The organism is Undibacterium sp. 5I2, assembly GCF_035019605.1.
GTDB lineage: Bacteria > Pseudomonadota > Gammaproteobacteria > Burkholderiales > Burkholderiaceae_D > Undibacterium.
Genome location: NZ_JASJVS010000090.1, coordinates 1 through 10,396 on the forward strand (window position 1 = coordinate 1; position 10,396 = coordinate 10,396).

At 47.7% G+C, this 10,396-nt stretch carries 10 protein-coding genes; 8 read left to right on the top strand and 2 right to left on the bottom strand.

The features are described from left to right. Positions 1-1,177: 1,177 nt before the first annotated feature. The 8 genes from QN359_RS18675 (at position 1,178) to QN359_RS18710 (ending at position 8,208) form a co-directional block, all read left to right on the top strand. Positions 1,178-2,242: a radical SAM protein gene (locus QN359_RS18675; protein WP_322249205.1), complete on the top strand. Its 1,065-nt coding sequence runs from the start codon at positions 1,178-1,180 to the stop codon at positions 2,240-2,242. 13 nt (positions 2,243-2,255) lie between these two features. Next, entirely contained in the window at positions 2,256-3,377 is a 1,122-nt protein-coding gene (locus tag QN359_RS18680) for a hypothetical protein (protein ID WP_322249206.1), read from the top strand. 23 nt (positions 3,378-3,400) lie between these two features. Then, on the top strand, positions 3,401-3,922 hold the full coding sequence (locus QN359_RS18685; RefSeq protein ID WP_322249207.1) for a PH domain-containing protein: 522 nt from the start codon (positions 3,401-3,403) through the stop codon (positions 3,920-3,922). A 56-nt stretch (positions 3,923-3,978) separates the two neighbouring features. Further along, complete coding sequence (locus tag QN359_RS18690) at positions 3,979-4,506, top strand: DUF4019 domain-containing protein (protein ID WP_322249208.1); 528 nt, start codon at positions 3,979-3,981, stop codon at positions 4,504-4,506. 354 nt (positions 4,507-4,860) lie between these two features. Next, the gene (tnpA, locus tag QN359_RS18695; protein WP_322249209.1) at positions 4,861-5,043 is read left to right on the top strand and encodes an IS66 family insertion sequence element accessory protein TnpA; all 183 of its coding nucleotides are present in this window, start codon (positions 4,861-4,863) and stop codon (positions 5,041-5,043) included. 38 nt (positions 5,044-5,081) lie between these two features. After that, positions 5,082-5,540 carry an IS66 family insertion sequence element accessory protein TnpB gene (gene tnpB / locus QN359_RS18700; RefSeq protein ID WP_322249210.1) on the top strand — a complete coding sequence of 153 codons (459 nt, stop codon included), beginning with the start codon at positions 5,082-5,084 and terminating at the stop codon, positions 5,538-5,540. Positions 5,541-5,561: 21 nt separating this feature from the next. Continuing rightward, a complete protein-coding gene (gene tnpC, locus QN359_RS18705) occupies positions 5,562-7,274 on the top strand; it encodes an IS66 family transposase (protein WP_322249211.1) in 1,713 nt (570 codons plus the stop codon). Positions 7,275-7,536: 262 nt separating this feature from the next. Continuing rightward, the gene (locus tag QN359_RS18710; RefSeq protein WP_322249212.1) at positions 7,537-8,208 is read left to right on the top strand and encodes a hypothetical protein; all 672 of its coding nucleotides are present in this window, start codon (positions 7,537-7,539) and stop codon (positions 8,206-8,208) included. Between the two features lie 270 nt (positions 8,209-8,478). Here the strand turns inward: QN359_RS18710 and QN359_RS18715 are convergent, their stop codons facing one another. Further along, positions 8,479-9,474, bottom strand: coding sequence for a nucleotidyl transferase AbiEii/AbiGii toxin family protein (locus tag QN359_RS18715; RefSeq protein WP_322249213.1), 996 nt, complete (start codon positions 9,472-9,474; stop codon positions 8,479-8,481). Beyond that, on the bottom strand, positions 9,471-10,022 hold the full coding sequence (gene abiEi, locus QN359_RS18720; protein WP_322249214.1) for a type IV toxin-antitoxin system AbiEi family antitoxin: 552 nt from the start codon (positions 10,020-10,022) through the stop codon (positions 9,471-9,473). Before abiEi ends, QN359_RS18715 begins: the two co-directional genes overlap by 4 nt. Between the last annotated feature and the right edge of the window lie 374 nt (positions 10,023-10,396).

Consider the following 10,396-nt stretch of genomic DNA (forward strand, 5'->3'; position numbering starts at 1 on the left):
TCACTCATGGTCTGCCTCGTCTCTTTTCGACAGACACTAGTTTAAACTGTTGTCCGGATATGTGGATCCACTATAGTTTCCTGCAAAATGACGATTTACACAAAATTATTTACACCCTCTATTTTCGTATTTGTCCCATAGATCCCCAGCACACTTACTGTTATTGTGGCTCTTATTTTCAGTAGCTATCCGTTATAAAAATATTCGCTCTGAGTCCAACTATTTTGTTCAGAAGAAGCGGACATTGCGGAATGATTTTTCGAAGGATGTCATTTTTTACAATTGAAGGCCGCTCCAGCCTAATGTACTCAACATCTCACCGAATAGATTGGGAGCAGCATGTTTTCAGGAGTAGATGGATAACTTTGTGAAAAATTCCAGTAAAAAATAACATCTGAGATTAGGCCATCTCTTGTGAAAGAGTTAAGGAAATAATACGAGGACCATCAGTAGATTCGTAAAAAAAGTTTACTCCCTCGTTTGAATATTTTGTTCGTAACGCCTTATATCGGGAGACGCAAAAATTTACCCGCACTTCCCTTGATAAATAACAGCGACTTAAAAAGAACCATCCTCTACAAGTGGTCGGAAATTAGACTTGGAAATATAAAAAAATCTCACCTTTAGCTTGAACTTTTTTCAGGTGATATGGAAAGCGTGTGCGCACAATTCAAGACGGAATTTCTGCTAAATATGCCGGTGAAAAATCTCTTTATAGTCGTGTCTCTTGCACTCCTTTTTGGTTGCAAAGGAAACTCGTTATCGGCAGACGAATATTTGACCGTAACTATTAATGACAAGGATATGGTTTTCAAAAAGACGAAAAGCCTTATTTCCGAGCAGATTGTGCTTCTACCGCATACGGAAACAAAGTATTACCAAGAGGAGGTAAGTCGCATTATTCAACAAATTAAAACGATGCAATGCCAATTGCCATATGCCAATAATTTTTTTGGTTTTGTTAAAAGAAAAAATTTTTTTAACATCGATAAAAAATAACAGAAAATCTGAAATTTATTGGCTGCAATATGATGACCAGAACTTGCATCACTATCCGCTTTATTTCCACATCTCCAGTTGTACCGTAATGGAATTCGGAGAACTCGTATTTCCAGCAAATCTTATTATTTTATGTAAAGAAACAGTGACAAACTAAAAATGTTCAAGGAAAAATATAATGACAATTTCTTTATTCATGAATCAGCGTATTCGTCATATTTTTCCAGACACGTTAACGATCCTGACAACATACCGGTGCAATGCTGAGTGCCGTCAGTGCTGCTTTGAATCGAATCCAAAAATAGAAAAACGTCTATCCCTTGACGTAATCAATAAGCGCATAGAGGAAGCATATCGAACTTTCCCTGCACTTAAACTCATTGTTTTTAGCGGTGGGGAAACATTCCTTTTGAAAGATGACCTGTATTCGGCAATTAAATACGCCAATAGTCTTGGGCTAATGACGCGTTGCGTCACTAACGGATTTTGGGGGAAAACAATTGGCACCGCTAAAAGAACCGTTCAGAAGCTCGTTGCGAGTGGAATCAATGAGATCAATATTAGTACGGGATCTGACCATCAAAAGTGGGTGCCGTTTGAAAGTATAGAAAATGCAGCGCAAGTACTTGTAGAGTCAGGAGTTTTTACGCTTGTTACCGTCGAGCGCGACTCAGAGAAGAGCAATTGTTACGAGCGAGCGGCAAATAGCGTGGTGCTCAAGAAATTATTACAAGATAAGCCATTACTATTCACCTTGCAATGCAATAGCTGGATGCCGTTTCATGACGACTATGAACAAAGAGGGGCCCCCATTGGCATCGATGTTCCTGATGGATGTTCGCAAATATTTCATAATCTTGTTGTAACTCCACATGACCAATTAGCGGCATGCTGTGGACTAACGTTTGAACATATACCCGAGATGAAGCTTGGTACTCTTGGAGAAAAAACGATGGATAAAATGTTTAATGAAGCTCTTGATGATTTTTTAAAAATTTGGATACATCTGGATGGCCCTACAAAAATAATGAAAAAACTATTTGACGAAGAAGTTGACGAGGGCTTGAGCCAAGTACATCACATTTGCCAAGCGTGTGCAATCATGCATCTTCATACTCGTGTCCGTGAAACATTGAAAGCGCGTTATACGGAGTTTTTGCCGGATGTCCTGAGTCGATTTTCGCTAAAAATAGCTATGCGCAATGCGGAAAAATCTGTGTTCCCAATTGCAATCGTTGACTAACTCGGAGGAGAAAATGAAACGTCGATATTTTCTCGGAATTGCTCTTGGTTCACTTGGGGTTCCGAAGTTGGGAACAGGCACGAGCCTGTACGGAACACCTGTAAGTATTCTGCCACGACCACTCACGTTGCCACATGAAGCTTTACGGCTTTCTTTGTCTGAAGCAAATATACCGACAGGTTTATGGAATGATTTATCATCGCTTGGTTCCCTCTGGGAACGAATTCTCACAGACCCTGAAGAAAAAGCATTATTCAAACGCGATCCAGGTAGCTATCTGGAGTCAAGAGGAATTCCTAGAAATATACTCGCTTCTCAAGATCAAGAAGTTAAGATGTTGACAGCACTATGTAACGATGATGTCTTGAGTAGTGCCATCCAAGGAGACTATAAACAATTTTTATCTATGCTTACTTCTTTAGGCGTAGTAAGCGCACGGCCCCCATCAGCACTAAAAGAAAGGGCAATCCAAGCGCTTAGGGGTGATGCAACAAATACTGAATATACAAGACGACTTACAACAGCCACAGACGGTGCGCAATTTCAAAAGCGATTAAAACAAAATGAACTCCAATATATCTATAGTCAAGTTGCACCTAATAGTGACCAAGCGGCTGTAGTGGCTATTCCTGTCGCTATAGCCGCTATTGTCGTTGCTTATATTTCTGTTGCCACATCGATAACTGTGGCGATTTTAGCCGGTGTTTATATTTCCGTTGCCGTCAGCGTTGCGATTACAGTTGGAGGTGGACACTCTCGCAATGCCGGCGATCAATGGCCGCTTTTTGCAGGCCCCCCACAAAGCGGTGTAATTACTGCAAAAACACCTCAATCAGCCAGACAAATGCAAACTGATAGAGAGTTTGCAGAAAGAGTTTTGATTGGCAAGCGAATGTTAGCCCTCGATCCAACAAGATTAGTTAATGCACAGGAAACTGCCAGAATTGCGAAATTATTGAAACAAGACGCTTTTGTTTTGGAGGCAAACAGACAACTTATTAGAGATGAAATTGATGCTTTTATTTCAGCAGCAGAAGAACTCAATATTATTAAAATACCAAGTTCAACACGAACGCATGTATTGGATGCAATGAAGCAACTATCTATACGTGCGGCCGGACTGTCAACCACCTAGCTTAAACATATAAAGAGGTAATTATGAGTGAAGTTTTTATTTTATCTCCCCCTAGTTTAAAAGCAGCAATCACTTTTTTTATTCTAGCTTTTTTGACACCTGTAGGAGTGTTGGGAATCGCTGTTGCATTCTCAAAAACGAGCACTAGCGCCGGCATCCTTACTACAATTTTAATTATTGCTTTATTACCCTTTGCGTTGATATCTTGGACGGCTTTTTCAAGGCGACAGATTGAAATTAATGCGAATGAAATTGTTGTAAAAACAGCTTTTTATACTACACGCGTTAATCGCCACGATATAGGCGCTGATATTCGCACAATTCAGCTAAAAAATTTACAGGCAGGCAGTATTTCCTCTCGTACAAATGGTATCGGTTTGCCAGGATATCAAGCTGGTTGGTTTGAATTGAAAAATGGCCGTTCAGTATTTGTGTCTATAACAGAGGAAAATATTTTATATATTCCAACCAATAAAAATTTCGATATTATTTTGAGTTTGCCCAATCCGAATGAGGTGATCAGCCGTTTGAAAAAAGATAAATGATAAATGATCGGTCGTTTTACCTGATTCTTAATTTATATAAATTAATGGAGAAATAGATGACACAAAATCGTAGAAGTTTCGGACAGTTTGCGTTTGCTTCCATTTTGACATTGACAACTAAGTCAGCCATCGCCCAAGTCAGTTCATCGTTAAAGACTCCAGAGCAATCGGAATTTATTTTTTTTGTTAATGAAACCGATAGGTCTGCCGCACAAAAAAAAGCTGAATTTCTATTATCGCAATTAGATACACCACCTAGCGTTGCATCGCAGCGAATTGAGGCTATCTATGCCCAAGGGGCTGCAGCCCTCAAGACTAGATATTCCGGAAGTGCTTTTAATCAGAGAATCAGTACGGAACGAGGTGCTTTAGGATTGGTAAGGGAAAGAGTGTTTCAAGGAATTGATGGCGGCTTTAAAAAATTACCAAACATCCCAGCAGGTGAGTATCTTATAGTTGTTTTTGCGACGATATTTCAAAATTCGTCGGATATATATACTGAGCAAATCACGCTAGCGCGCAACGATACGTCATGGCAGTTTGTTGAATATTTTATTGCAAAAAAACCTTATTACTCTTATTAACTGATATGACACAAGCGTAAGCCGCTAGGGAAGCGCGGATTAATCGCTGTGGAATTGTCCGTTGCCAATGAGGAGGCAATGCAAGGCGTCTTTTGCTGTCAATAGCGAGCTATTGACGGTAAAAGGCGACGCAAGTGCGCCTCAGTGGCGGCGGGCAAACCACTTGGATTAAATCTGCGCTTCCCTAGCCTGAATGTTTCATAAACCATCAAGTTACCCACAATTAATATGCTTGTACGAAACTTTACCATTCACCGTGCAATATAAAGTAAGTGCTCCATAAACCCCAGACTTGCCGCCTAAGCCCATTTCCCACATCCTTGTCACACCTTAATTTTTTTTGGAGCGACAACGATGAAGACCATCATGGACCAGCAATTCTGGATGAATCATGCGGCCGAACTTGAGCGTGAAGCCATTTCTGCCAGCGCCTATGCCCGACGCGAAGGCATCTCGGTCGCCGCCATCTACTACTGGCAGCGCAAGTCCAAAAAGCTGGCAGCAGGCCCGTCCAAACCATGCTCCTCGTTTGTGTAAGTGCGCGTAGCCGAAGGCGAATCAGCGCGTCACACACCATGCGTGCTGATACTGCCATCGGCCATTCGTCTCGAGATCGCTGCACTGCCATCGCCAGAATGGTTGGTGAGTTTGTTGCACGTCATGCCGGGAGTCCGCTGATGCATGCCGGCTGCCGTATCGATCAGGTCTATTTGTGCCGCACCCCGGTTGACTTCAGAAAGTCCATCGACGGCCTGTCAGTGTTGGTCGAACAGGAACTCGAACTCAGTCCTTTCGCCAGCGCCTTGTACGTCTTTATCAACCGTCATCGGAATAAAATCAAAGTACTCTACTGGCATCGCAATGGGTTTTGTCTGTGGTTGAAGCGCTTGGAGAAGGACAAATTCACTTGGCCAAAGGCGGGCGATTCGATGACGCAAACACTCAGTACGCAGGAATTTGAATGGCTGCTCGAAGGCTTCGATTTATGGCGAAATCAGCCGCATCAAACCTTGAATTTTACTTCTGTTTCATAGGCGGATTTGGTAAAATGACGTATGTCTTTTACCCCCTTCAAATCGCCTATCACACCGCCGCAGATTGAACTTCCCAAGTTCGTTCTGCCGGCAGTTTTGCCTGACAATATCGCTGAACTTAAATCCTTGCTACAGGCACAGCAAGCGCGTATCGGCGCGATCGAACAGCAAGCGATGCAGGCCATGCAGGACGCCATACAAGTCGCGACGCAAACGGCGATGGAAGTCGCCATGCGTGAAGCGAACAACTACCTCTTGCGCATGATCGAACAATCCGTGCTGGCACGGCATCGCATGTTCGGAGCCAGCTCGGAACAGAGTGATGCCCAAAGCCGATTGTTCGACGAGGCCGACACATTGGCGCAAGCGACGACACCAGCGCAGAATCTCGCCGATCTGCCAGCCGCAACGTCGGCCGAGGAAAGCGCCGACAACAAGCCAGGCAAAACACCGGGACGTGGCAAACGCAGCCCCTTGTCGCCCGCGTTGAAACGGGTCGACGTGCTGCATGACATACCGGCACACGAACGTACGTGCCCATGCGGTACACCGATGGTGGAAATCGGCGCAGACATCAGCGAGCAACTCGACATCGTGCCGATGCAGGTGCGTGTGCTGCGTCATATTCGCAAACGCTACGGCTGCCCTGGCAGTACGCACGCGCCGGTGACCGCAGCCTTGCCACCACAACCGCTTCCAAAAAGTAATGCCAGTGCCGACTTCCTCGCCATGCTCTTGACGACCAAATATGTCGATGGCTTGCCGCTGGCACGCTTTGAGAAAGTGTTGGCGCGACACGGCGTACCGGTTCCACGCCAAACGCTGGCACGCTGGGTCATCGGTACGGCCCGCTTGCTGCAACCCTTGCATAATCTGGTGCGTGACGCCTTGTTTGATAGCGGCGTCATCCACATGGATGAAACGGTGGTACAAGTGCTCAAGGAAGCCAATCGCACAGCCACGAGTCAGAGCTACATGTGGGTGCAGACAGGCGGACCGCCTGGCAAGCCGATGGTACTGTTCGATTACGACCCCAGCCGCAGCGCGGAGGTGCCGACGCGACTGCTCGACGGTTATCAAGGCTATTTGATGACCGATGGGTACACCGGCTATACCCAACTGGCGAAGACGGAAGGTATTGAGCACTTGGTGTGCTTTGCACACGTTCGCCGCCGCTTCGTCGAAGCGGTACGAGTGCAAGCCAAAGGCAAGCGTGGACGTGCCGACGAAGCGGTCGCTCTGATCGGCAAACTGTATGCCATCGAAAGTCAATATCGGGATGCCGACGATGCGACCAGACTGTGCGCCCGTCAAAACTTGAGTGTTCCTGCGCTGGCAGCACTGAAGAACTGGATGGAAGTGACGCTGCCGACGGTGACGCCGCAAAGTGTGCTGGGCAAAGCCTTGGCGTACATGGAAAAATACTGGCCCATGCTGGAACGGTACACCGAGCGCGGCGACCTGCCGATTGATAATAACCGTGTCGAAAATGCGATTCGGCCGTTTGTAATTGGACGCAAAGCGTGGTTGTTCAGTGACAGCGCAGCCGGCGCGCACGCCAGTGCGCTTATTTACTCCTTGATAGAAACGGCCAAAGCATGTGGACTGGAGCCGTACACATGGTTGCGACGAGTCATACGCAGCTTGCCGCTGACGAAGACGGTGGATGAGGTGGAGGCGCTGTTGCCGTGGAATTTGCATAAGCACGATTTAGCCAGTGAAACCGTTGCTTGAATAGGTTGTTGATGGTGGAGCGCTTACAATCAATCAACATGCGTCTGCGGAAAATGTCACCAAGACACGCGTTGCGTTTACGACCGCTGATGCTGAATCGCCAAGCAAGCTTGCCGATCAGACTCAAATCGCCTCGGCAAAGTAAGTTAAGATGAAAAAACCTGCAAGATTATATTTTCTACGTATAAAAACCTTAGGCAAAGGTAAGCATAAATAGACAAAATCCTTATAAATTTCGAAAATAATCAAGAGCCAAGAAGCCATGAAAAATAAACATCAAGAACAGTTAAAACGACTCGCTAAGCTCTACCATAGAAATTCTCGCCGAAGTCATTTTGAAGAAGGAATAATTGTTCGGCATCTTTACGATACGGAAAATTCCCAAAAATTTTCCTGGTGGGACGATGTTGTATTTATATTAAACGATTACCGCGTCAATGTTGCGTGGACTCATCCTCGTTTTGTTTATAACGAACGAGTAGAAGAAATAGCTCGCGCAGAGTGTGAGCACTTGGAAAGTCCAAGTATGCTGGATTTCATGGCTGATAGCTTGCCGAACTATCGAAAAATCGGCAAATCACGAAAAAAAATCGTTTCGTACACGACTGAGCGCAAAACAAATGATGCTTATTTTGAGTCTTTGCGTGCGAGCGAAATTCGCATCGCTCGTGATCCGAACAACGGGATTTTCATTGCGCCACAAATATCGACAAAATGGACAAATTGGTCGCGTTTCGTCAGCATCTGCGTTCCGATCGAGGTGCATGGAACGGCTGATTTAGGCGATCTCGCAAATTTAACAAAACGACTCTTAAAGCGAGAAACGTCATTAGAACAAGAATTCCCGCAGTATCTGTACAGTCAAAAAAACTGGAATGCAGAATTTCAAAACAAAGATGAAATTAAACTTTTAGCACACACAATCAAACAATAAACCGCGAGTTCAAATATGAAGTGCAACTGAAGATTAATAGCGATGGATGGGAAGATACAGCAGCATCCAGCCTTCCAGACCTTCAAGTCAAAGTTAGCCGAAATGACACATACACATCTTACCCCAAGACGAATGACACCAGATTTACATACTCAAAAAAGCCGGACATGATCAAAGCGTGATTGCGCCGGTAAAAGCCTCATCAAAAGCACGCTCGGCAAGGTTCCTACCGCTGCAAGCTCGAAGGCCTGGACCTTTCGGCGAACCATCTTACTTGCGCTTGGGCTTGACCTTAGGCTTCTCCTTGGCGGCGTAGGATGCGGCCAGCTGCTCGATCGGCGTGTTGCCGAGCGCCGCCTTCATCTGCGTGAACAGGCCGCCGACCTCCATCGCCAGGTAGCCGATGTAGCTCTCCGTGTCCAAGGTCTTCGCCACCGTCGCCGAATCGACGAAGCGGCTCATCTGGGCCTTGAACTCGCGGCTGTTGACGATCTCCGGCAGCTGTTTGATCGCGTAGTCGAGCAATCCCGGATAGTTCACGACACCGTAGTCTCCGATCTTCGCGGCCACCAGTCCCGGCACCAGCTTCGCGCCGCGCGTCGCCATCCAGGCCAGATCCCAAATGTCGCGGTGGCGGATCTTGGCCGAGTCAGACCCTACCGGCTGTCCGGCGTTGTCCAGAAGCGAGGTCGGGAAGGCGAGCACCTTATCCGCCATGATCTCATCGAGCGACTCGGCGTTCACCAGCACCGTCGACATGCCGTTGAGGAACTCGTAGTTCGCCCGCAGCGGGGTCAGCTCGCGCGTATGCGCCGGGATGTTCGTGATCTCCAATTTGATCTTTTGGCGCGGCATCGCTGGGTTCTCGGGAGAGGTCTCGATCGAGATCCACCACTTGTCGACGCGCACATGCTTGACACCATCCTCGCCGACCTTGGCGGGCTTGTTGTTCACCATCACTTTGAGGCCGAAGCGCGCACCGATGCGCTGTTCCACGCACTCCTTGATCCGCTGCATGCTGGCCGCTGAGAAATCGCGGCCGCCGACGAAATCGAGGTCCTCACTGAATCGATCCGACCCGCGGCATAGCCGCAGCGAGGTCCCGCCTTGGAAGACCAGGTTACGGAGCAGCCCCTCGGCGTCGAGCGCTTGGAAAATCTGGTAGTGCAGCAGCTCCTTCTCCACCACTGGGCGCATGGCCGACAGGGCCGGGTTGGACATCGCCCTATCCACCATTTCGTGGAAGTCTTGTTTGTCCGAGCTCATCCCTCTGCTCCCTCGTCGTCTAGCGCGCTTCGATCGATCATGTTGGCGTTGCGGCCCACGCGCAAGAGGTCTCGGACCGCCGCCTGCTTAGTGGCGATACGCAATGGGCGCCCTTTGGCCGTCAGCGTGTGCTTGACGATCTCCGCCGCGCCGCGCTTGGTGTGGGTGAACTCGATCGTCCCGTAGGGCGTCTCGACCTTGCCGCTCTTTCCCTTTGTCATCACCGTCATTCGGCTGACCGGGATCTGCGAGATCACGCCGTATTCTGAGAGGATCGACTCCAAGCTCACATACGACAGGCTGCCTGGCCGGAGCGCCTTCGCGATCTCCTCGGCAATCCAGCGGTTCTTGCTCCTCGCCGCCGGGTTGACGTAGAGGCCTTTGGCCACGCGCTGCAGCAGCCCATCGGCGACCATGCGCTGCAAGGACTTTTCGAGCGCCTTCTCGCCCTCCTCGGGAAAAAGCTTCTCGATGTCTCGACGCGCCAGGACATACACCCCCCGTCCATCGAGCTCGGACAGCTTGCGGAATAGCTCCATTTTTTTCATAAGTTACCTACAACCCGATCTTTAAGTAGGGCATTAGGATACTTATTGTAGATACGCGAGGATTTTGCGTCAAGATCAAGTATCCCGAAACCCTACATTTAAATAGGGTTTAAGGTGACTTGTAGATGCCCGCAACGCTTGATCCGCTGGATGGCCAGTCCAAGACTCGCCATTCCCCCATGCTTTGAGAGGTAGCGTCAAGTTGTCGACGGCGTAGAAAGTCGGTAAGCAATGGGATGGACGCCCCCACCCGAAACGGCATCAGATGCACCAACGTGTAGATGTTACACAAGCACTTGTATAGTGGATCCACATATCCGGACAACAGTTTAAACTAGTGTCTGTCGAAAAGAGACGAGGCAGACCATGAGTGA

Bases quoted from the DNA above. Each gene is read 5' to 3' on its own strand.
- QN359_RS18675 (WP_322249205.1), top strand. From the start codon at position 1,178: ATGACAATTTCTTTATTCATGAATCAGCGTATTCGTCATATTTTTCCA.
- QN359_RS18680 (WP_322249206.1), top strand. From the start codon at position 2,256: ATGAAACGTCGATATTTTCTCGGAATTGCTCTTGGTTCACTTGGGGTT.
- QN359_RS18685 (WP_322249207.1), top strand. From the start codon at position 3,401: ATGAGTGAAGTTTTTATTTTATCTCCCCCTAGTTTAAAAGCAGCAATC.
- QN359_RS18690 (WP_322249208.1), top strand. From the start codon at position 3,979: ATGACACAAAATCGTAGAAGTTTCGGACAGTTTGCGTTTGCTTCCATT.
- tnpA (WP_322249209.1), top strand. From the start codon at position 4,861: ATGAAGACCATCATGGACCAGCAATTCTGGATGAATCATGCGGCCGAA.
- tnpB (WP_322249210.1), top strand. From the start codon at position 5,082: ATGCGTGCTGATACTGCCATCGGCCATTCGTCTCGAGATCGCTGCACT.
- tnpC (WP_322249211.1), top strand. From the start codon at position 5,562: ATGTCTTTTACCCCCTTCAAATCGCCTATCACACCGCCGCAGATTGAA.
- QN359_RS18710 (WP_322249212.1), top strand. From the start codon at position 7,537: ATGAAAAATAAACATCAAGAACAGTTAAAACGACTCGCTAAGCTCTAC.
- QN359_RS18715 (WP_322249213.1), bottom strand. From the start codon at position 9,474: ATGAGCTCGGACAAACAAGACTTCCACGAAATGGTGGATAGGGCGATG.
- abiEi (WP_322249214.1), bottom strand. From the start codon at position 10,022: ATGAAAAAAATGGAGCTATTCCGCAAGCTGTCCGAGCTCGATGGACGG.